Consider the following 23,657-nt stretch of genomic DNA (forward strand, 5'->3'; position numbering starts at 1 on the left):
AAGCTTGGGGGTACCCCAAGCTTTTTGAGTGTATGAAAAAATGGTTAACTTTCGTGCAATGTGGAATGCACTTTAAGTCTTCTCCACATGATTTGAACTACTTAAATCTTCTCTAATATTCAATCACATCTCCAGCCTTCATAACCTGCCCCTCAGAATCCTCAAGCATCTCAATAAATTTCTGCGGATCCTGCTTAATCGGCGGGAATGTATCATAGTGAACCGGCACAACTTTCTTCGCTTTTAAGAAACTTGCTGCCGTTGCCGCATCCTCAGGTCCCATCGTGAAATTATCTCCGATTGGAAGAAAGGCAAGGTCAATCGGATGACGCTCCCCGATTAGCTTCATATCAGAGAATAACCCTGTATCCCCTGCATGGAAGATCGTCTTCCCTTCAATCATCAACAAAACGCCTGCTGGCATACCCATGTAGATAATTTCATTTCCGTCTGTGATGAGACCTGATCCGTGGAATGCTTGTGTCAGTTTCACTTTACCAAAGTCGAATTCACAGGCTCCTCCGACATGCATCGGATGGGTTCTTACAAGTTGCCAGCTTAAGTAAGTTGCAAGTTCATGATTGGCGATAACCAATGAATCATTTTTCTTTGCGAGCTCGACGGTGTCACCTACGTGATCGTTGTGACCGTGGGTAAGGATGATCACATCTGGCTTCTCTTCATCCACTTTCAAATCCGTCAGTTCGTTTCCGTTAATGAATGGATCGATTAGAATCGTTTTGCCGTTTGTTTCGATTTTCACTACTGAATGTCCGTGATATGAAATCTTCATAATCTCTCTCCTCCAAATGAACGTATCTATTTTTATTTTCTTTCTTTCGTTCGCTACTTTTATGTTATACCCGAAATTCATAAAGTTAAAAGTGTGTTTGATCAAAGATGAAGAATTCGGCACACAAAAAGCCGACTGAACATTCTCATGCAGTCGGCTTCCTGGTGTTATTGTTGCTCTAATTGTGTTCTAGTATCTGAGTAGTCTACATCATGTGCTTCTGCAACAGCCTGGTACGTCACATAACCATTCAATGTGTTAATACCTTTTAATAATGCTTCGTTGTCTAAGCACGCTTTTTTGTAGCCTTTGTTTGCGATTTGAACCGCGTAAGGTACGGTTACGTTTGTTAATGCGATGGTAGACGTACGTGGTACGGCACCAGGCATGTTGGCAACGGCATAGTGTACAACACCGTGCTTCACGTATGTTGGATCGTCATGCGTTGTGATACGGTCTGTTGTTTCGAAGATTCCGCCTTGGTCGATGGCGATATCCACAACAACTGAACCAGGTGTCATTGCTTTGATCATGTCTTCTGTTACTAATTTAGGTGCTTTCGCTCCTGGAATCAGTACAGCACCAATCACTAGGTCTGCTTCTTTGACAGCTTGTTCGATATTTAACGGGTTAGACATAAGCGTTGTTACGTCGCTTCCGAAGATATCATCCAGCTGACGAAGGCGATCCGGGTTAAGGTCAAGGATCGTTACGTTGGCACCAAGACCGACAGCCATTTTCGCTGCGTTCGTACCGGCAACTCCTCCACCGATGATTGTTACTTTACTGCGGCGGACCCCAGGGACACCTGAAAGTAATACACCTTTTCCACCGTGGATCTTCTCTAAGAACTGGGCACCGATTTGAGTCGCCATACGTCCAGCCACTTCACTCATCGGAGTCAGTAATGGAAGGGCACGATTCAGTTCAACCGTTTCGTACGCGATTCCGATCACTTTATTATCGATTAACGCTTTCGTTAATTCCGGCTCTGGAGCAAGATGTAAATATGTAAATAAGATAAGCCCCTCGCGGAAATAAGAGTACTCACTTGGAAGTGGCTCTTTTACCTTCATGACCATATCCATGGACCATGCTTCCGCTGCAGAATCAACGATGTGTCCACCTGCTGCTTTGTAATCTTCATCTGTAAATCCTGAACCCATTCCCGCTCCAGCTTCGATGTAAACCTCATGTCCGAATTGAACAAGGTTCACAACACCAGCCGGCGTCATGGCCACACGATTTTCGTTGTTTTTAATTTCCGTTGGTACACCAATACGCATACTTAGCCAACCTCCTAAATGCACTATTGCTCCTTGGAGCATTCACTTTCTAAATATAACACTATTCATATATAATAGCGAAGGGCAATTACTCACCCTGTAAGCACTTACATTCTAACAAATAAATAAGGAAATATCTCTATTTTTCTTTAAAAAAATAAATGATTATTTCTTCGCTTTTTTTCAAAAATTCTTTAAAATAGAAACCATGCATCCTAGTATATCCAAAGGAGACCATTTTATGAAACAACCCATGATCGAACGGCTCGGACTCGAACAGGTCCCACCCGAATTAAAATCAACCACTTGGATCGAATACTTTATCATACAGCTCGCCTTCTCCGTGAACGCAGGAAACTTCCTCATCCCGGCACTCGCCGTCCTTGAAGGCGGACTATCCTTCCAGGCAGCGTTCACAGCCACCGTACTCGGAGCAAGCGTCGCCTTCCTATTCGTATCATTCTTATCTCTACCGGGCTCCCGCTACGGCCTGCCCGCTCAATACGTATTGAGATCCATCATCGGAACCCGGCTGTCGATGCTCATCGCATCCCCCATCCGGTCCCTGACGTCCCTCTACTGGTTCAGCGTCCAAACCATCGGAGGAACCTTCGTCATCATCTCCATGGTGGAAAAAGTAACACCCTACACCATACCGTTCGTCCCGGTCGCCATCGGACTCGCCATCATCATGACCCTTCTAGCCCTCATCGGCTTCGAAGCCGTCAAAAAAGCGACCAAACTATTCATCCCGATCCTCGTGATCGGCCAGGGAATCATCCTCTACCTGTTCCTGACAAAAGGTGCCGATTCCCTCACAACCCTAAGCCAAGGCCAGGAACCCTTCTCCATCGGAACGTTCCTATTCTACTCAAGCCTCGTCTTCGTCCAATACATCTCAGGCGTCAGCGCATCCTCCGACATCACCCGCTACAGTAAAAGTGACCGCCACGGATTCTGGGGACTGTACGGAGGAAACGTCGTCGGATTCATGATTACCGCACTGCTTGGGGGATTGAGTGCAAGCTTGTTCAAGGATTTGAATCCATTCGTGGCAGCGGGTCAACTGACCGACTCCAGCCTGCTTCTATTAGTGATCACGGCTTGTGCGATGGTGTCGATGATTTCTATTAATCTAAGTAATGCGTATACAGGGGGATACAGTTTGCTTAACGCACTGCCGTCCCTGTCGCGGATTCAGAGTGCATTGTTGTTCAGTGTCGCTGGAATTATTTTAAGTTCGTTTCCTCAGCTGGTTTATAATGCGCAGGAGTATATTTCTTATCTGGGGATCTTGATCATTCCGATATCGGCGATTGTGGTGGCTGATTATTTGGTGATTAGGAGAGGGAGGATTTCTGAGAGTGCGCTTGTGAGGCTGGCGAGTGGGGAGTCGAATTTTAATCGGGAGGCGTTGGTTGTGTTGGGGGTTGGGATGATGTTTTATTTGGTTATACCTGATTCGTTTTCGCCGGGGTTTAGTTGTTTTATCATGACCTCTATTATATATGTTCTTACTAAAATAAGGAATGGGGCCGAAGAACAGCATCCTATCCAGAAACTTGGTTAAAGATATAAGAGTGGACCTGCAATTTAGGTTCACTCTTTTCTTCTTAATATCTCATTTTTCGACTACCTCTACTAACAAACCAAACAATATTGAAACGTGGTTAGTCCCCAATATATTAATATCCTATGGTACAAAGGCCTGACACCAATATTTTTTTAAAACTGAACTTATCAGAATTCCAATATTTTTTTAACAACATCATGGTGCTATCAAATGTTACATTAATCGTTAAGTGCATTTTACACTATTGAATAAGACCAGTATAAGTTCTGTTAAGCTTCTTCCAGAAACATTCTATACAGATTTTTTATATAGTCAGTTGCATCTACATCCATTCTTAACATTTGAATAATGTCCTCGTCAGAGAGTAATATTATTACGTTATTACTTTGATTAAGCCTTCTATAAATCCTTTCTTTATCTAGTTCTGTTATCTTTCTTGTAACCAAAATACCAAATCTACCAATATCATCATTTAGTCTTGCTGATATTTGAAAAATGTCTTGGTTTCCTAGAAGGTCTTTATTTTTAAATTCAATGATAATTACATTACTATGATGTTTAATTTTCACATCATGCCAAAAACCTTTGGTAGCAGAGTTATAGAAGGTCATATCAATAATTTCTCTATTATCGAAAGTTTTCACCTGGACACGTGGCTCTGTAAGATAATCTAAAAAAACATATGATAGTATCTCTTCCATTAATATTTCGAATTTTTTTGCATCCTTTTTACCTGGAATAATACCTTTCAATCTTTTTACTAGGGATTCTGTATATTCTTTATTATTTTGATTGCATTGTTCATCAACATCTATAATCTTACTTAATCGTTTTATCCTTAGGTATTCTTCTCTAATATCAAATGGCATGAGTTCAATATAATCATCTAAGTTCACATTAATATTTTTACAAAAAAAGAGAGGAGATGATTTGAATTTATCATAGTAAAAGTCTACATCAAGAAAATCAAAATCTTGAAAAAGGTTTTGATAATAAAATTCGAATCTATGAAAATTAAAAATTGTATATCCTCCATTTTCATTCGAATATTCATCATCGTCTTTAAAATTTTCTTCCTCTATTATTTTAAATAATGAATCTTCTCCTTCCTCTTTATCTTCTTCATAATCATTATGGATATCTTCACAATACTTAATTATATGGAATAGTGCGTATTCATGCAGAGGAGATAAAGTATGTATGTACCTATCCATTGAAAATTCATGTAGCTCTTTTACTACATTGTTACACTTTGATTTATTGGTCCTAAATAAAAAGTCAGGAAAAATCCCTTCGTAACGAAAATCAGCCTCGTAGTCTTCTTGAATAGTAATATAGAAATCAAAAAATTCATTGATATTTTTGTGTACAGCCAATAAAAATTCTTCAGTTGAGTTATCAACATACAATTTAATCATGTCTATACCTCCGTAAAAAAAATAGAGCCCCTAATACAATAATGCTTTTACCATGTAGTGGGTCTGGCCCCTAATTATTCTTTTAAAGTATAAGTTTCCTTTTTTATTATCTAATAGAGCAGATTTATTACAAATTTCGTTACGCTCTTCTCCTCTAGGTTTTGAACTACATTTAGGATTTTCTTCCAAGATAACCATTTTAGGAAGACTTCTTGCTAGTATTTAAATATACTCATAGACTTTTTCTTCATTGTTACTTATTAAACAATAAGTACATATTTTATATCTCCGCTACTTGAGTGTTTATACTTTCAATTAAATTCATATATTCTCCTTTTTTATCTAGGTTTACAATTAATTTAAAAATGCGCCTTAGATCTTTATTATTTCTTTTACTTATGAAAGGTATGTCAATATAAAAAATCTCTTGGCCAGCTGTACTCTTATCAATCCTTTGAATTAGCTTATTGGAAATAATATTTGGAAGAGTAAAAGATAATTTGCCGTAAGATAATTTCAATTCAAAATATGTATCAATTTCAGTTGAATGACGTAATGTTTTACTTGCTACAATTTCTTCTTCTCCCAATGGTAGACTCTTATCTAATTCTTCAATCCAATTATTGTTGCCTACTATAGCAATTGGATAAACTCCATCTAAGACACCGATTGCTATAGAAGAACTTTCATATTCCCTATTAACATCATTAGAGTTTTCATGAAATTTCTCCCAGAAACCATTCACAATCTCATTTTTTGTTTTATTATTTAATTCTTTTGTAGAGAAACTACTTACATACCTCTTAATATTATTAATAATAGAATCAAGTAATGGTATATCCCTAAATGAAATAATAAAAATATTATGAGCCCAAGCATAATTTTGAGCTGGTAAAGTAAAGCCACTTGCACTAAAATAACAACCCATGTCTGTATATCTATTTGGAATATTTCTTTCACCCAAATCTCCAATAATATAATTTTCTGATATATCCTTTATTACTCCAACATAATTCCTAACGTGTTCTAATTGGATTGGTTTACTGTAACATTTCGCCTCACATAATAATCTTATAGGATAAATAAAAGGGGTAGGGATCCTTAAGAAACCGTAAGCATCAATTTGATGAAAAGCGCCTCTTCCTCTTAGAGTTGTAGGTTCAACTCCAATATAACCAAAATTCTCAATAAGTTCCCATATAACTGATTCAAATATATATCCTCTTGCCTGATAATCTCTCACTTGCTCTCCTCCATAGAATTCAAAATATCATATAAGATAACTCATTTACATTCTACGTATAATTTCCTTTACATACAATAATACCCATGATAGGATAAATTTTTAATCATTTACAAACCTATACCTTTCACTACTAATTAATAACGTTGAAATCGGCTCCACCTACCCTTGTTACAAATACACGAAAAGGGCTCCGTTTCTGGTCAAGCATTAAAAAAACAAGCAGTTCCGCTTGTCTTTTTGTCTATTTCCTCTTCTCTTAGAGTTGATTTCATACCCCACTTTAGTAACTTCCACAAAATCGGGATTAGTCCCTGTTAAATTGGTACTTCATCGTGACAAGAGTATGCCCCTAAATTTAAGAATCTATCTCGCATTAATTAACATTTTATTTCTTACCAAACCATAAAGTTTTAAAAATTCATCTTCCTCTCCATTAAAAAAAGCACTCCTTAACTCTTCAAAAGTTAATGAGATAAAGTGTCGTTGAGCTACTTTTTTTCCACCTAACTGGCCAGCAAAACTACTTGTTTTACATAATAATTTCACATCTGCCCAATCGTCATATTCAAGATTACTATTAGGAACTAGTCTTTTTAAAGCATAAGGAGGTATATAATTTTCTAATTCTCTCTTTTTAGTAACTAAAAATTCTTCTTCTTCTGTGAAACCAAATTCAATCAACTTTACCTTATTTGGAGATACTGCTTCTGCCGAAACCTTATCACTGTCTAAAAAAATATAATAAGGCTTATTTAATGTTTTAAGTAAGTCTAGAGTTACCCAATGTTTGATACTGTCACAACCACCTACAGGAACAGGAATTATTCCCATTTCCTCAAATGTCTTCTCAATTAATCCATTATCTTTATATTTATTACAAATGTGATAAAAAGCATTAACGTCATCAATGCCTTCTACTAAAAATAGAAGTTCTGCCTTATTAAACAAATTGATAAATTGATTATCAAATGTTATGCCCAAATCTTGAGCAATCCCCTTTACATCCTCCAAATTTAAATTCACTTTATATTCCCTATTCTCTCTAATAATATGTATGAGATCAGATTTGTCAGAATTAGAAACAATAATGGGAGAATGACTGGTAACCATAATTTGGTAATCATTCTCGCACATACTTTTTAATTTATTGAACAAATTTTCTTGTGCAGAGGGGTGTAAGAATGTTTCTGGTTCTTCAAATCCAAAAATAATATTCTGCCTCTCGAAGGTAGCTTGCTCAGCAAGGTATTCAAAATATGACATCATTGTTATTCTTCTAAAACCATCCCCTCTAGAACTAAGAGGAATCCCAACGTCATCTGTTCCACTTTGAAAAGATGTTTGAACCAATTTAGTCCAGTCAAATTTAATTTGAGGAGCAACTCTATCTTCTTCAGGTACAACACTATTAATTTTCTCTGTTATATTGTTAAAAACAGATTCTAATTTATTTTTTATTGGCTTTTCAATTTCCAATAGGTTTAATTCATCTTCAATTGTATCTTGTGCTAACCTTTTAAAAAAATTTTGAATGGCATTATCTGATTCAGAAAGAGAGGAATCTGCAGGGAAATATTCAAATCTGGGTAGTCTTAATTTTAAACTATCATGTAGTAATTTTGATTTGCTATTACCAGTTGATGCTAACTTCTCATATGTATAGTCATAATGAATATTTAATTCATCTCGTTTTTGATTTAGTTTCTCTCTAATATCTTCATAGTTCAAGTCTGATATCTGAAGATTTAATCCATCACAAAACTCTATCACTTGCTCTTTTGATAAAAGCAAGAAGTCATATTCCTCATATTTCTTAATAAAGATATATGTTTCGCAAGGTATTCTTGCTTTGGAGGCATCCCATTCCTTCTTAACTCTAACAATACTCGGCTCACTCTCAATCTCAGATAAGTTGATATAAGTTCCATCACTTAAAAGAATTGGACCACTATCTGTTGTAATTTGAAAGAACAATTCGATAATAACTTTAGGACTATCTGCATTGATATTTAAATTATCTCTATTAAAAGTGCCATTATTTAAAAATAAGTTTAGGGCCTTTAGAATAGTTGACTTACCAGCATCGTTTTTACCGATTATAGTATTAAAATCATTAAAAGTAATCTCAATTGTATCTTTGATCCCTCTAAAGTTGGTAATCCTTGCCTTTATAATTTTCATTACGTTCTCCCTTCAAAACAATAGTATATGTTTATAACTAATATAAAAGTATAAAAAACAAGATTTATAACCTCCAATAAAAAAGTCAATAGAATTCTTTAGATTCTTGGAAACTTTACAGCAATGAATTAAAACAGTTTAAGAAATCTATAAGAATTGAAAAACTACTTTAATAACTTATTATGTATTTCAGTGCAATCCTCACATCTAAATATAATTACTTATCTACGTCGGAGAAAATATCTTCTTCTTTTTCTATGTTGGCAGACACTTCATGACTTGAAGGAGAAAAGTAATTAACATCATGCCAACCTCCTTCATAGTCCCTTTGAGTTTCAAAGTAATATTGTATTTCTTCACTTGCTTTTTCTAGTATTGCTAAATAACTATTTTTTTGTGAGTTGTCTATCAAATTCCTGCTTTCAAGTTCATCTATAAGCCTATGAACTGAGTTACTCCAGTTATTCATATATTCATCTGGATCTTCTTCTTTTTCAATATTATCTAAAATCCATTCAAACTCCTCATAAGCATGCTCTGGACCGTTTTGTTTAAGTTCATCCAGAATACTTGAAACTCCTTCTTCTTTCAGTAAATATAAAACAACCTCATTATCTAAGAAAGACATATCATAACTATTGAGAATAATTCTATATATTGCCTCCTTTACATAAGTCTTTAAACCCTCGTCAAGAAGACCAAGTACTTCTAGTCTCTTAGATAATTTAAAAATAGATGTGTAAGAAAACTGCATATACTGCGGTGTGATTAGCTTTTTTAAGTGACCACCAAAATTATTAACGAAATACTCAATAAATTCATCAGGAGTTTCGCTATATATATATCTAACTATAAATTCTCTATCAAACATCTCTACAGAATTAAAACTTTCAATTATTCTCTCACAAACCACTTCCCAAAGAGTTCTCGGGATATAAATCTTATGTCGATTTTCTTCTAAGCATGAAGAGTCTCTAATTAACACATTTATCTTTGAACCGTGTATAAAAAGTTCTAACATTTCAACCTCTTTAGAGAGTAAATTCTGAAGAGAATCTATCATACTCGGATGATAAAATGACCAGTAAAGTTCATTAGTTAATGTATTTAATTTTACTAAACTGTCTTTAAGTACTTCCAAAGAGCTTCTAATTCTTGGTAAGGAAGTATCGAAAGAATCCATTAAATAATCCTTTAAGAATCTTTGATTTACTGGGGAAGGGAGTTTATTTCCATTTAACAAAATAAGAATTAATGCTGCTTTTTTGTCATCATCAAGTACTTTTACTATTTCCTCAAAAAAATGGGAAGGACTAGAGAAAAAATCATTTAAATCTTTTTCATTAATTGATAAATTTTCATGAAAGTATGAACTTCCCAGTCTCCTCGCAAGTTCTGGTGAAAAGTTTTCACTAATTGCTAATTTTTTCAAAAAAGGTTTTAAAAGTGTTTTTTTATTAAGTGCTAAATCTCCATCTTTTATGTGATTATATAATATTTGATTTTTTTCATTTTGCTTTAAGTTACTTACATCTATCTTCACTTGTGAATCAAACAATAAAGGGAATTTATTCTTTTGTATTTTTCTTATTGCTTCATTAAAAATGTAATCCCTACTTGTGAAAATTATTGTTGAACCTTTTTTTATAGCTGACTTCAATTTATTAAATGATTTTATCCATCCTTGTAATAGATTCTCATCTAAATTAGTTGCGCCAAATACGTCGTCAAACCAAAATACTTTTCTTGGGTTGTCTGGATTATAATGTCTTTTAAACCCCTCAGAATCCTCCAAAATTAGTGTTTCAATAGATTCTTCTTCCACGATTGAAGTCATACAAAGATTAGTAGCTATAGCTGACTTCCCTACTGCAGGAGGACCTAGTAATAAAACAAATCTCTTTTTGCTAATCGCTCTGACTGCTTCCTGGTAAGCTTCCGTACTTACAAAGGTACTGACATTACCTTTTAGTTCATCCAGTACGTCAAGTGATTGCTTATAAATTCTATCATCTAAAATTTCTGATAAGTCCCCTATTCCATAAAGTCTAGGAACAAGTCTCCTCAATGTTTTATTAGCGTCTAGGACAGACTCAAACCATTCATCACCCAATATGATACAAGATTTTAACCCTTTAATTTTTGTAAATCTTGATTTTATTTCTAAATCATTATTCGCTGATAATTTGTAATTAGTAAATATCACATAATGCTCCACGTCATGGTGTTCAACTAATTTTTCTAACTTGGGTAATTCTTTTTTCACTAATGAATAGGTAAGTTTTTTAGAGGGGATAGAAGTATGCTTACACTGAAAAACAAACTTACCTGACAAGTTGTCCTTCAAGATATTCAGATTACCAGTTCCTTCAAAATATCCATCTCTTCCCCCATCTCTCCCCTCAGAAAAAAGAGCGTATGTATTCCCCATAATTTCCTGCATTATATTCCCTGACAATCCTTCAAATGCCTTCCAACCTAATTGGTGAAGGTTATATTTGCTCATCCTATCTATTCACCCCAACTTGCATTATATAAGCTTCTTTTTTTAACTTCCAAATATAAATCTTTATCTCGTTGACTGATTTTATTATCCATTCCAATGTAGGAAGATAAAGAAAGTATGATCAAAATTAAGCTCAATAAGAGTTGAATAATATGTGTTGTATTCCAAATAATATTAGGTAAATTTCCATAAGACACATTAAGACCAGTTACCGGTATACTATATAAAACAAAATGAATATATTTTATCCCAATATCTTCTCCACCGACCAAATTCAAAATTTCCCCTTCGCTATTCAAAATGTTAAATATATATATATAATAGTAAACTGCACTAAATAACATTAATACCTCTAATAATGAATGAATTGCTAATGAGATTCTACCTGATTTTAACGTAAGAGTGTTCTTCCATCTATGAATGTAAATAGGGTTGTTTCCATCATTTGTATTAAATAGCTTATCTTCTACTACAACTACATCTTTATAGAAAGCAATTACTATTTCTACAAAGCGCGAAAAGACCCGGAATGATAAAACAAAAAACATTAATAACACTAACCAATTGTTAATCCCTATGAATATCAAGGTGATAATGATAGTTATTGACGCTACAATTACATTTAACCAATTTGAAAATAAAACAAAATATTTGGTGTCAACTTTAATAGAGTCCCAACTGCTTAAACAAATACCCTCTCCATTTGAATCTCTAGAACAGAGGTTATGACAATTCTCTAATGCACAGATTGAATGTGACTTTCTAATGTACATTTTATATTCAAGAGCAAATAAAAAATCTGGAATTATTATAAATAAAATTTTATTTAGGGGTTTTAATTTACCGTAAATAAAAATATATCTTTTACTTTTACTTACATATCCATATGCAAACCTATGAATATAATAACTTATGTTATAGTTTATTATTACAGCCACAACTAACAATAAACATATGGTCTCTTTTGGATATCTAGTCTGTTCAATACTAGTAATGTCAAACATCCCTTTAGTAAGTATTATTAAAAATGCAATAACCAATGTTACTATTTTAAAAACCCTCAACTTACTTGAAATATTCTCCATATAAATATACTTGTTAATTACACTTGAGTCATATCTTAAATAATCCCCGTTTTCTCTTTTGTATAATAATTCCAAATCCTCCATAGTTCCTCCAACTTTTTTTCATTTTCAACTCAACCATATTTTAACATAAATTTTGGTTATATATAGATATTAATGATTTTTCACTATAGCAGGTAAGCAGGGGAAAATGTACAATCTACTGCTCATTTTTTACTTAAAGTGTACAAATTCAGTAAAGAGAAGTGATCCTAAATCGGGGTCAGACCCCCAGCTCATTAACGCTTCACCGCACCGAGGCTCTGACCCCAATATCACCAAAAACCACTAAAAGAGACAAGGCGTCCGCCTTGTCCCTTTTTAGCACTATTCGCAGTGAACCCAACATTCTTTCTCACCTTATATGTGCCAGTTCCCCTATTGTTATCTAAGCACGCAATAATGCTCCATTTGGTTCTTTTAACTCCTGCTCTACTATTTGATTCATCTTAGAGAAGTGGTCCAGAAATTGTTGTGCCAGCTCTTGTTCCTCCGTGCTACTTTTCAATGAAACGATGTCGCGCAAAATCTGAGCCATCCAGGAATTATCAAAATATCGGTACTTGCCTGAGTTCCATGTCGTTTGTTGAGGGGATTTTTCATTGACATAGTACTTCCAGAAAGGCATCTGTTTCGATTCATCGTCTGTCAGTTGGAGTCTGTAATGGGAATGGGCAGGAATATTTCCATCTTCACAAAGTTTACCGATGAAATGATCTTTCACCATATAGACACCTAAGATGCGTCTGTCTTTTTCAGGCATGCCGGAATCGACCGCTGTCAGCAGGACCGCACTGTTTTGGTGTAAGCGACTGGGCTTGTTTGGCTTACCCTTATTTTTACCACTGTTTATTTCACCAGAGGAAACCGTCCAATCTGAAAAGGAGCTACTCTGTTCTTCTGTATCGCACTTGTAAACCATCTGCGATTCGGGATGAAGTTTGTGATTTTTCATGAGTTTTTCATGATCCACTCGAAGCTCCTGGTTTCTTCTTTGCCGTGCCTTTTCCTCTTGCTTCTGCATTTCTTCCTCTTTGAGTTCCATTTCCTGCTCGTGTAAAATTTTTTCAAGTGAATTGGCAGCACTTTTATCATGTAGTTTCAAATGCTGTCCAAATGCATCCGGGTAAACAAATTTTTTATTTTCCGAGGCGAAATGGATTTCAACCACCGTATCACTATGATTCACGATGCTTCCCATTCCAAACCGCTCATGTGTAACTTTCTTATTGATTAAATTCAATATATTAGTCCTCCTTGTATAAACACTCAGGTACTATTGCCTAAAAAGCTCACAAAAACTGTTTGAATTTCCCTTCGGAATAAATAAGATAGATATCTAATCGCCCAATGTAAAAAATCACCAGATAATAATCATACCATTTTTTTGATAAAAATACAAATTTAGTATTGACAACCTATTTTAATGCGAGGTAAAATGTAATTTTGTTCAAATCTTGATGATCGGTACAACCGTACGTTTTTGGTTTTTCTCCGGTTAAATGGTGACGGATCCCATTCGACTTTTCTTAATTAATCTGGAAAATCCCACTTTCAAACTAATGACCTTATCACCCATTGATATATAGATTTGAATTCTTTACACTCATCCAAGTGCTCGAACCAGAGCCCTCCCTTTGAACTACTCAAATATCATGATCCATCCTGCCAATGAAATGTCCAATCAGCGCCTCCCCCTATCTACATCCTAAGTGTCTCTAATGGCAGTGGTGTTGATGTTGTTGTTCTCTAAAATCTATTCTTTCTCTAAGTTCTTAAGTCTGTTTGCAGGTTCTCTCCGTACCCGATTCACATGCTTTTCACCGCACGAAGACCTTCCGGAATCAGCTTTTAACAAGCTGGTCAATCCCAGAACCATAACATCCCTTTTTTACAAATATCTTTATCCAATAGACATAATCCCCACAAGCCAAATCATTCATCGACTTAAACGTATAGACACCCCCATACTCATACTTCTCCGACTCCAACCTCTTACAAAAAGGCCTCATTCTCACTTTTAAAAATAGGTCCTCTCGAATCTTCCCAATGGACCGAATATACGGCCTTTCACCGAGCACCACACACCCTAACTGAACTCCGCCCTCATACATGGCATTCAACAGAATCCACAGATACAGGTAATAAAATGTACTCAAATCAGATATCCATTTATTTAAATTTCTCCATCTACTCATTTGATTCACTCCTGATTCAATCTGTATTCAACTTTTATATAGGGAGATGGGCTGGGAAAGGATACCCTTAGGTGAATATTCTTAATTAAATATGTTGTTATGAAAGCTGAGGAAGGTAAATACCTTTGAAGGAGAAAATGAAGAGCAGGTTTGTTATCTTAAAGATGCTTTTGGCTTAATCATCTGAAAAACAGGGCGACCCCAACTCATTTGGAGCAAACGCAAGCAAGAAAAGCTGAATTCTTTTCTCCACTACTTTTACCAACAAAAGAAAAAACCTCATTCGCACAAATGCACGAATGAGGTTTACCACCACAATTTATTCTGAAGAGTCTTCTATATTCTCCTCCGTCACCAACTTCAACGGAACCGGAATCTTCTTGTCTACCTTCTTCCCTGACAATACATCAGCCCCAGCTTGAACGGCCAACGAACCAATCTTCTCAGGCTGCTGAGCAACAGTCGCAGACAGGTTACCATTCCGAATGCTAGTCATCGCATCTTCATTTCCATCAAATCCAACGACTAATACATCACGCCCAGAGCTCTGGATTGCCTGCAATGCTCCCAATGCCATTTCATCGTTATGAGCGAACACCGCTTTAATATCTGGATTCCCCTGGATCAGGTTTTCCATCGTATTCAATCCTTCGGTACGATCAAAGTTTGCCGTCTGCTTAGCCACGACATCCAGCTTTTCATCCGCGATGTTGTGGAACCCGGCTCCCCGCTCACGTGTGGCGGATGCTCCAGGGACACCTTCCAGTTCTGCAACTTTTGCTCCTTCACCAAGTTGTTCGACGAGGTATTCTCCTGCCATTTCGCCACCCTTTTCGTTATCCGAGCTGACGAGTGTGGCGACGTCTCCTTTTTCCGCTGAGCGGTCAAGGGTGACAACGGGAATACCCAGGCTGTTGGCGGATTGTACGGCAGTGGAGATGGCCGCTGAGTCCGTCGGGTTGATGAGTAAGACGTTGACGCCCTGCTGGATGAGGTCTTCTACGTCATTGATCTGCTTGGCAGCATCGTTCTGGGCATCAACGACGACGACTTCCATGCCTTGTTTCTTCGCTTCCTCTTCTACCCCGTTTTTCATGGAGACGAAGAATGGATTATTTAGGGTTGAAACCGATAGTCCGATTTTGATGTCTTCCGGGTTCGAGCTTTTATTTGGCTTCGCCCATTCCGGCGGCTGCAGGGAGCAGGCGCCCAGGAATAGGAGTGACAAACTGATTAGTAGTAACCATGCTTTTTTCATAGTATCCCTCCTACGCTGCTTTCTTTCGGTCGATGAGAACGGCGATGATGATGACAACACCCTTTACGACCATTTGGAAGAAGGATGAGACGCCGAGCAGGTTCAGACCGTTGTTTAACGTTCCGATGATGAGTGCACCAATCAGTGTTCCGACGATCAGACCGCGTCCGCCTGACAGGCTTGTCCCGCCTAGGACGACGGCGGCGATGGCATCGAGTTCATAGGATGTACCCGCTGTCGGCTGGGCTGAATTCAGGCGTGACGTGAGGATCGCTCCTGCGAGTGCTGCCAGTAAGCCGGCCAGGGAGTAGATCATCACTTTGATGCGTGGTACTTTGATTCCTGAGATCAGGGCTGCTTTTTCATTCCCACCGATGGCATACGTTTTTCGGCCGAACGGGGTTTTGTGCAGGATCACCCACAGGATCGCGAACGTCAGGATCATCGTGACGGCAGGTACTGGAATGCCAAGGAAGTATCCTCTTCCGAACAGTTGAAACGCATAGCTGTCGCCAAGTCCTGTGATCGGGTTTCCGTCTGTGTATACAAGCGTTAAACCACGGAACATCGTCATGGTTGCGAGTGTCGCGATGAACGGTGCCATTTTACCTTTAGTGATGAGTAGTCCGTTGACCATTCCCATCACGGCTCCAAGAATACAGCCGATCAGGATGGCAAGGATCGGGTCGATTCCCGATACCATCATCCCTGCCATGAGGGCACTGGATAAGGCGAGGATCGAGCCGACGGATAAGTCAATTCCTCCGGTCAAAATGACGAAGGTCATCCCGTAGGCAATCAGGGCGTTGATGGCGACCTGTCGTAATAGATTCAATAAATTCAAGGGTTCTAGAAAACTAGGGTTGATGATGGATACGGTCGCAATCAGCACAAACAGTCCGAGAAGTGGACCGAGCTTTTGCATCAGATTGCCGACGTGATTCGTTTTAAGTGCGTTATTCATGTGCGTGACCTCCTGTCGCCAATGTCATGATTTTTTCCTGGGTGGCGTCTTCCTTTGATAGCTCTCCTGCGATGGTCCCTTCATGGACGACGAGGATGCGGTCGCTCATTCCGAGTACTTCCGGCAGCTCAGATGAGACCATTACGATCGCGACACCGCGGTCGGTGAGCTCGTTCATCAGTTGATAGATTTCCCGTTTTGCTCCGACATCGACTCCCCTGGTCGGTTCGTCGAGGATAAGCACTTTCGGACCGATGCCGATCCATTTGGCGATGACCACCTTCTGCTGGTTCCCACCCGAAAGGTTCTTTGCGTGGGTTCGTGCTGATTCAGTCTTGATCGTCAGCCGTTTGATGAGCATTTCCACAAAGTCCTGTTCGCTTTTATCATTGATCAAGCCATTCTTCGTGAAGCTGTAGAGGCTTGGAAGAGCGATATTATCCTTCAGGGAAAAGTCGAGGACGAGTCCTTCATCCTTCCGATCCTCGGTGATAAATCCAAGACCGAGTTTCACCGCTTGATCGGGTGTTTTAATGGTGACCGGTTTCCCGTTCACGAGGATCTCGCCTTCATATCGTCCGTCGAGTCCGAAGATGGTGCGCATGATTTCCGTTCGGCCTGCCCCCATCAAACCTGACACGCCGACAATTTCGCCTGAACGTACTTCGAAGCTTACTTTTTCAAAGAGTCCCTTCTTCGTCAGGTTCCTGACTTCAAGCATCGTTTCACCTGGCTTTGGTTGGCGTTTTGGAAATCGGTCGGTCAATTCACGTCCGACCATTTTCTTCACGACCTCATCGAAGTTCGTCTCGGGGATCGGCGTAGTATCCACCGTGCGCCCGTCCCGCATGACCGTGATGGTGTCACAAATCGTGAAGATCTCTTCCATCCGGTGGGAGATGTACACAATCGACACGCCGGCTTTCTTTAGTGAACGAATGACCGTGAAGAGCGTCTCGATTTCCCGGTCCGTCAAGGCCGCTGTCGGCTCGTCCATGATGATGACTTTTGCATCCGTCATGAGGGCTTTGGCGATTTCGATCATTTGCTGCTGCCCGACCGAGCACTGTCCTGCTTCTTTTGTGAGAGGGATGGAAATGTTCAGCTTTTTAAACTGTTCATTCGCAACCGCTTTCATTTTTCTCGTATTGATGAGACCGAATTGTGTAACCGGTTCTTTATTGATGAAAAGATTCTCAAGGACGGTCATCTCCGGCCAGACGTTCAGCTCCTGATGGATGAAGGCAACACCGAATTCCTCGGCCTGCTTCGGATTATCGAACGTCATGTCCTTACCGTCGATGGTGATCGTTCCCTGGTCCTTCTTGTGAAGACCGGTCAGGATGTTCATCAGGGTCGACTTTCCTGCACCATTTTCCCCCATCAGGGCATGGACCTCGCCGTCCCCGATCTCGATGTCGACACCTTCAAGGACCTTGTTCGTCCCAAATGCTTTATGGATATTCTTCATGCTGATCTGCATGCTACTACCCCCTTTGTTTTAAAAAATGACTCCCGCGTGAAGGATGCAATTCGCGTACGGAGTGACTTCCCCCGTGCGGATGACGGCCTTCGCTTTATGGGTTTCTTTCTTGAAGTCTTCATGGGATACATACTGGATCCCATCGAACCATGAGGTCATTTGTTCTTTAACCCCTTTATTAGTTTCGACTTCTTCAGCTAGCGTGACGGTTTCAACAACCATTTCTTCCTTTAACAGTTGGACCACGTCAAGGAAGGACGGCTCTCCCGGTTTCAATGCCAGGTCGATTTTCACGACATCTGACGGAATCGGGAGACCGGCATCGGCCACGACGATCGTATCCGTGTGGCCGAGATCGGCTAGTATTTTTGCGATGTGACTGTTCAAGATGCCATGTCGTTTCATTCTGCCAGCTTCCTTTCCACTTCGTCTCTTGTCGGCATGCCGCCCTGTGCCCCGAATCCGGTAACGGAAAGCGATGCGGCCCGGTTTGCGAATCGGAGGCTTTCTTCCATTGACTGTCCTTCAGCAACGGCTGTTCCGAATGCAGCATTGAAGGTATCGCCGGCTCCTGTCGTATCGACGACTTCGACTTTAAAGGAAGGAACCATGATTTCCTTTGTTCCATCATGGTAGCGGACTCCGGCTGCTCCTTCGGTGATAATGACTTTGTCAGGATATTGTTTGAGTGCTTCTGACGGTTTCATTCCGTTAAAAAGGACATCTGCTTCATGTTCATTTGGTGTCAGATAGCTGGCACCAACGATGACTTTCTCTGAGATCTTCCGTGCAGGTGCCGGGTTCAGAAGCAGTGGTACTTCAATCTGGTTGCACAGGTCTGCCACGTACTCGACGGTTTCCTCCGGGATTTCCTGCTGGATCATGATGAGATCACATGTTTTGAGGAAATCTGCTGCTTTCTCAACGTATTCAGGTGTCACAAGATCATTGGCCCCTTTGACGACGACAATGCTGTTGTCTCCTTCAGCAAGGATGATATGAGCGGTTCCGGATTTCTGACCTGTAACCGGTTCCACATACTCGGTATGGACACCGTTGCTCTTGAAGTTTTCTAAAATCTCTTGTCCGTATGGATCGTCGCCTACGCATCCGATCATGTACACCTCAGCCCCAAGCCTTGCTGCTGCAACGGCCTGGTTGGCTCCTTTTCCGCCGGGAACCGTGTCAAAGCTGTCTCCCAGTACCGTTTCCCCTGCGCCAGGGCGTTTCGCTGATGTGACCACTAGATCCATGGATGAACTGCCGATTACGGCAATCTTCGCTTTTTTCATCTTCCTTCATCCCTTTCGTGTTGTGTTTCGCTGTATGAGTTCAACCGGAAGCTGAACCGTTGTATCGATGTCTTTCTCTTTTTTTATCAGTTTAATCAGAAGTGCCGCGGCCTGCCTGCCCATTTCGTAAGCCGGCTGCCGGATCGTGGAGAGCGCCGGATAGGAAAGGCTGCTCTGAGGGATGTCATCGTAGCCGATGATCTGTACGTCTTCAGGTATCTTCTTCCCAAGCCTCAAGGCCTCATGGAGAATAGCGATCCCGACGATATCATTGCTTGCGATGACCCCGTCCGTATCTGAATAAGTGGCGAACAGTTCCTCTGCCCAGCCCTTTGCGTCTTCAAAGGAGAACGACGTCGTGGACATCACCGTGAAATCGACGTCCGTCCCGCTTAAGTACTCGACGGCTCCCCGGAATCGGTCCTGTGCCGGCTTGACGTGTGCCGGTCCCTTCATGACGGTGATCCGCTTCGCCCCTTTTTCAACTAAGGTCTTTGCCGCGAGTCGCCCTCCTTTGCGGCCGTCCGCATAGACAGCCGGATAGTTGTCCGTGGTCCGATCAAGGAGGACGAGCGGGAGGTTCAATTCACTATACAGCTGATCATGCTCCACATGATTGGTCGCAGAAATCATTCCGACGACATTGTTCTGAACGAAGGTCTGGATATAATCCAGTTCCTTCTGGATGTTCTCGTCGCTGTTACCTAGGAGGAGCCTGAACCCGGCCTCGCTCACTTCATCCTCGACCCCTCTCGCCAGCTGCGGGAAGTATGGGTTCGTGATATCTGGAAGCAGCAGTCCGATCAGTCTCGACTCCCGTTTATAGAGAGATCGTGCCACCTCGTTCGGGCTGTAATTCAGCTTCTCGATCGCCCCCATCACTTTCTTCCTCGTCTCGGCTCCTACATAGCCGTTATCATTGAGCACCCGGGAGACTGTCGCCACCGACACCCCCGCTTCACTCGCCACATCCTTGATTGTTGCCACGTGCGTCACTTCCTGTTCGTTTGGTTGGTTATTATGTAACCGGTTACACATAAAGTAACATATTGTTGTAATCGTTTGCAATAGTTTCGTTCTTTTTTATAGGAAAGATGTTTTGATAAGAAATGAGTGTCCATTACCTGTCCGTCAAAAAAACATTTCATAAACTGAGGATCTGCACCATACCACGTGGTAAAATAAGGATATAATTATGATATCAATTATTCCATAAAAGGTCAGGTAGCGGGAGTAAGCTATAGATTATTGGGGAGCTAGAAAATGAAAAATAAAAAACAAAACAGAAAAGAATTTTTTAAAGATACCCTAATAGAGTTTATATCTGAAGTGGTTTTCAACATCTTATTGTTTATACCAAAAATCATTTTTCGCTTGATAAGAAACATTTGGTAAAAAAGGAAAGTGGCTAATAATTTAAACCAGCTAAATGATCCGGCAGTACCCTCTTCAATTATCATGTAGGTTAACGGTGTTAGAAACTAAATTTAAGGGGAGAGCACTATTGGAGAATGATAAGTTAGAACTGATTAAGGTTGGTTGTTTAGTAGTCATTGCCATTAGTTTGGCTTTTATTGCTTGGCGAATGGGTGATGTAGTTAACTATCTATACGATATAGCTTTGAAGTAGAGACCTTTTCCTTAAGGAGGAGTAAAATGAAAATTCATGATACAGTTTCATATTTTATTGAGAACTATGAACCAACAGAGCAATTTCTGCAACGATACCACAATGAGTTTTCTACCCATTTTAAAGAATACTTCTTATTTCATTGTAAAAATCCAGAAGAAAAGAAAAAATATGCAATTAATCAATATCCCCTGAACATGTCAGAGATTCAAGAGTGTAATAATAAAATAGTGACTTCGATTTGTCAAGTTGTCTCAAGTTACAAGGAAGAATATAAGGTAGAGTTTCAGAAGGATGTGCATGTCATTGTTGGATGTTATGGTTCTAATGCTTTTACACATCGTCAAATTATACCGGAGATTACATTTTGTTTAGAGAAACTTTCGGCTGAAGACAAGTATTTAAAGGTGATTATTGCCCATGAATTTGGACATGCCCTTCATAATATTTTGACAGATAACGCAGGTATGGACTGGTCTAGGCTGCAATGGTTCCATCCTTTTACTTGGTTGCTCCAAGAAGGCAGTGCGACTTATTTTTCAAAACAGATTACAGAGGCTGATGAATCTGTTTATTTTTCTTATAATTCAACGGGAGATAGATGGCTAAGGTTTGCTGAAACTAATGCTCAAGAAATCATTCATTCTTTTATAAATGATTTTAACAAAATATCATATCAAGAAATATTCCAAGAATGGTTTTCAATTAATGGCGGGAAAAGATTCGGGCATACCCGACTTGGTTATTATATAGGCTATAAAGTTATAGAGTATCTTATTGAAAGATACAGTGAAATGAATGCTGTCACCTTATGGAAAGAGCCAAATTTCACAGAAGAAATCATGCTGGTACTTCAGGAGCTTAGAAAGCCAGAGATGGAGCAGGTTTATGGCGATGATTATTATACTAACAAACGATAAAGTTCAATACCGTTCACATTGATCGATTAATTATAAAATGGACGAAAGGCTGGAAAACATCATGGAAAAAAAAGAAGCACCAAAAATTCAAACAGAACGATTGATCTTACGTCCGAGAGCAGAAAAAGACATTCCCAATATGATGAAAATGATGAACAATGATGAAGTAAGAGAATTTCTAGGGCTCAATCCCCCTCGTGATGAACACTCCATGTTAGAAATGGTGAGGAATCGCACTGAAACAAAATGGACGGTCGCCTTAAAGAATACGGATGAATTCATCGGTGATGTCATGATCCCGGAAATAGCAGAAGGTTATCTTGGCGGAATTGGTTATCGCTTCATGAGGGAGCATTGGGGAGGCGGTTTTGCATATGAAGCGGTTTCCGCGGTCATTGAGCATAGTAAAAGCACATTACACCTTAAACGCCTATTTGCTACTATAGATGATAAAAATATACCGTCAAAAAAGTTAATTGAGAAACTCGGATTTACTTTGGTGGCGGTGTTGCCTGAATCACACTTACACGGCAGAGTTGCCGATGTAGCTTACTATTCTCGTATTTTATAAATGGTTTTACTCTCTCCGGGGGCAATACCTAAAGGGCATTGGATATTACCATTCTTCAATTAACGGGAAACTTAATTCATTTGGTTTTTCATCTAATTCAGGGGGGCGATATTATCAAGTATTGTTTTTATATAATAATGGTTGCCTTGCTTCTTGTCGGATGTTTTGATGATTCTAGGGATTCAATAGTGTTTGAGAAGTTAGAAATATCACAGGATGAAGCTGTTCCAGAGTTCACTCTACTAAGCAGAGAAGAGATGGACAATAAAACAATGCGATACACTGAGGTCAAGATAGCAGATGTGGGTGAAGAAGCTGCCAGACTGTCTGTTGCTGATAGTTTTTCTGGGTTAAAAGACCACTTTTCTTCTGGGTTGGTAGACGTTATAGACAAAGAGGGTAATAAGTATCGTGCAATTTATATAGGTGAGTATTATGAAGAAAATTTCAGTGCAGAAAACGAGTATGAAAAAGAAGTTTTAGTGTTGTATCGTTCAAGGGAAAAGGCAAAGGAAGATGATATGCCGTACATCGAGTTTAAAAGAATTGATTAGAATTTAAGTTATTCCATTATCGGGCAGGATAGTTGAATATAAAGATAAGCTGGAGGATATTAACTTGGTTCAAATTAAGGTATTGATTATGTGCTTTACAATAATTTTATTGTCTTCTTGTAACTTCGGAACTGTTAAATGGTATGAGAGTTTTAGATTTACAGGAACTGTTGAGAAAAAGCTTAATAATGAAGGTATGTTAGATATAAAGGAATACGATGCACCAGAAGGTAGAAAACAAGGACTTTCCTATGAAATCCCAGTTGATAATATGGCGGATTATCAAGTTGGTGATAGACTTTTGGTGATAGTTGAAACAAACACTGATAAGGATATATGGGATTTAAACCATCTAAGATTTGATATAAAAGCAATTGAAAACTAATAATTCTTATTAAGAACGGGAACTTTAATTGAACAAGGTTTTGTCGCAAATAATTTATATTCCAAATAAAGAGACTCGTCAATCGACGAATCTCTTTATTCCTGCCAGTTTAAGTGTCAATAAGAGTGACACGATTCTCTTGCACGAGCACCTCAATTCGGTCCCCTTTAGGTCTCTACAGAAAATCCAAAAACAACCCTGGATAATCCGTCATGCCACCTCAACACCCGCTTTTTCACTAACTTAAATTCTTTCATTGTATTAATCGTAAATAC

At 39.1% G+C, this 23,657-nt stretch carries 20 protein-coding genes; 5 read left to right on the forward strand and 15 right to left on the reverse strand.

Annotation, left to right across the window (positions count from 1 at the left end):
* Positions 1–112: 112 nt before the first annotated feature.
* On the reverse strand, positions 113–793 hold the full coding sequence (locus ACIGG7_RS08590; RefSeq protein ID WP_397549463.1) for a metal-dependent hydrolase: 681 nt from the start codon (positions 791–793) through the stop codon (positions 113–115).
* Between the two features lie 167 nt (positions 794–960).
* A complete protein-coding gene (gene ald / locus ACIGG7_RS08595) occupies positions 961–2,079 on the reverse strand; it encodes an alanine dehydrogenase (RefSeq protein ID WP_113969681.1) in 1,119 nt (372 codons plus the stop codon).
* 241 nt (positions 2,080–2,320) lie between these two features.
* On the opposite strand from ald, the gene ACIGG7_RS08600 reads away from it, so the two are divergent.
* Positions 2,321–3,649 carry a purine-cytosine permease family protein gene (locus ACIGG7_RS08600; protein WP_397549464.1) on the forward strand — a complete coding sequence of 443 codons (1,329 nt, stop codon included), beginning with the start codon at positions 2,321–2,323 and terminating at the stop codon, positions 3,647–3,649.
* Between the two features lie 272 nt (positions 3,650–3,921).
* On the opposite strand, the gene ACIGG7_RS08605 is transcribed toward ACIGG7_RS08600, so the two are convergent.
* From ACIGG7_RS08605 to ACIGG7_RS08665, 13 genes are all read right to left on the reverse strand, one after another.
* On the reverse strand, positions 3,922–5,070 hold the full coding sequence (locus ACIGG7_RS08605) for a hypothetical protein (protein WP_397549465.1): 1,149 nt from the start codon (positions 5,068–5,070) through the stop codon (positions 3,922–3,924).
* A gap of 280 nt (positions 5,071–5,350) precedes the next feature.
* Complete coding sequence (locus ACIGG7_RS08610) at positions 5,351–6,313, reverse strand: hypothetical protein (protein ID WP_397549466.1); 963 nt, start codon at positions 6,311–6,313, stop codon at positions 5,351–5,353.
* 366 nt (positions 6,314–6,679) lie between these two features.
* Positions 6,680–8,497, reverse strand: coding sequence for an ATP-dependent nuclease (locus ACIGG7_RS08615; protein ID WP_397549467.1), 1,818 nt, complete (start codon positions 8,495–8,497; stop codon positions 6,680–6,682).
* Between the two features lie 217 nt (positions 8,498–8,714).
* Complete coding sequence (locus tag ACIGG7_RS08620) at positions 8,715–11,003, reverse strand: nSTAND3 domain-containing NTPase (protein ID WP_397549468.1); 2,289 nt, start codon at positions 11,001–11,003, stop codon at positions 8,715–8,717.
* A 5-nt stretch (positions 11,004–11,008) separates the two neighbouring features.
* A complete protein-coding gene (locus ACIGG7_RS08625) occupies positions 11,009–12,172 on the reverse strand; it encodes a hypothetical protein (protein ID WP_397549469.1) in 1,164 nt (387 codons plus the stop codon).
* A gap of 343 nt (positions 12,173–12,515) precedes the next feature.
* A complete protein-coding gene (locus tag ACIGG7_RS08630) occupies positions 12,516–13,370 on the reverse strand; it encodes a malate synthase (protein WP_397549470.1) in 855 nt (284 codons plus the stop codon).
* A 601-nt stretch (positions 13,371–13,971) separates the two neighbouring features.
* Positions 13,972–14,325 carry a hypothetical protein gene (locus ACIGG7_RS08635; RefSeq protein WP_397549471.1) on the reverse strand — a complete coding sequence of 118 codons (354 nt, stop codon included), beginning with the start codon at positions 14,323–14,325 and terminating at the stop codon, positions 13,972–13,974.
* A gap of 319 nt (positions 14,326–14,644) precedes the next feature.
* Complete coding sequence (rbsB, locus tag ACIGG7_RS08640; RefSeq protein WP_397549472.1) at positions 14,645–15,583, reverse strand: ribose ABC transporter substrate-binding protein RbsB; 939 nt, start codon at positions 15,581–15,583, stop codon at positions 14,645–14,647.
* A 10-nt stretch (positions 15,584–15,593) separates the two neighbouring features.
* Positions 15,594–16,547, reverse strand: a complete 954-nt coding sequence (gene rbsC, locus ACIGG7_RS08645) for a ribose ABC transporter permease RbsC (RefSeq protein WP_034756545.1) — start codon at positions 16,545–16,547, stop codon at positions 15,594–15,596.
* Complete coding sequence (locus tag ACIGG7_RS08650) at positions 16,540–18,030, reverse strand: sugar ABC transporter ATP-binding protein (RefSeq protein ID WP_397549473.1); 1,491 nt, start codon at positions 18,028–18,030, stop codon at positions 16,540–16,542. The genes rbsC and ACIGG7_RS08650 overlap by 8 nt, the downstream gene beginning before the upstream one ends.
* Positions 18,031–18,048: 18 nt before the next feature.
* Positions 18,049–18,435, reverse strand: a complete 387-nt coding sequence (gene rbsD, locus ACIGG7_RS08655; protein ID WP_224939702.1) for a D-ribose pyranase — start codon at positions 18,433–18,435, stop codon at positions 18,049–18,051.
* Positions 18,432–19,322 carry a ribokinase gene (rbsK, locus tag ACIGG7_RS08660; protein WP_397549474.1) on the reverse strand — a complete coding sequence of 297 codons (891 nt, stop codon included), beginning with the start codon at positions 19,320–19,322 and terminating at the stop codon, positions 18,432–18,434. The genes rbsD and rbsK overlap by 4 nt, the downstream gene beginning before the upstream one ends.
* 6 nt (positions 19,323–19,328) lie before the next feature.
* Entirely contained in the window at positions 19,329–20,309 is a 981-nt protein-coding gene (locus ACIGG7_RS08665) for a LacI family DNA-binding transcriptional regulator (RefSeq protein ID WP_397549680.1), read from the reverse strand.
* A gap of 669 nt (positions 20,310–20,978) precedes the next feature.
* Here ACIGG7_RS08665 and ACIGG7_RS08670 point away from each other — a divergent pair.
* The 4 genes from ACIGG7_RS08670 to ACIGG7_RS08685 all read left to right on the forward strand — a co-directional run bounded on the left by ACIGG7_RS08670 (position 20,979) and on the right by ACIGG7_RS08685 (position 23,382).
* Positions 20,979–21,872 carry a hypothetical protein gene (locus ACIGG7_RS08670; RefSeq protein WP_397549475.1) on the forward strand — a complete coding sequence of 298 codons (894 nt, stop codon included), beginning with the start codon at positions 20,979–20,981 and terminating at the stop codon, positions 21,870–21,872.
* A gap of 61 nt (positions 21,873–21,933) precedes the next feature.
* Positions 21,934–22,443, forward strand: coding sequence for a GNAT family N-acetyltransferase (locus ACIGG7_RS08675; RefSeq protein ID WP_397549476.1), 510 nt, complete (start codon positions 21,934–21,936; stop codon positions 22,441–22,443).
* A gap of 188 nt (positions 22,444–22,631) precedes the next feature.
* On the forward strand, positions 22,632–22,997 hold the full coding sequence (locus ACIGG7_RS08680) for a hypothetical protein (protein ID WP_397549477.1): 366 nt from the start codon (positions 22,632–22,634) through the stop codon (positions 22,995–22,997).
* Positions 22,998–23,061: 64 nt separating this feature from the next.
* Positions 23,062–23,382, forward strand: a complete 321-nt coding sequence (locus ACIGG7_RS08685; protein ID WP_397549478.1) for a hypothetical protein — start codon at positions 23,062–23,064, stop codon at positions 23,380–23,382.
* The last annotated feature ends 275 nt before the right edge of the window (positions 23,383–23,657 follow it).

The sequence above is a fragment of the Rossellomorea sp. NPDC077527 genome (assembly GCF_044542955.1).
Classification (GTDB): domain Bacteria; phylum Bacillota; class Bacilli; order Bacillales; family Bacillaceae_B; genus Rossellomorea; species Rossellomorea aquimaris_E.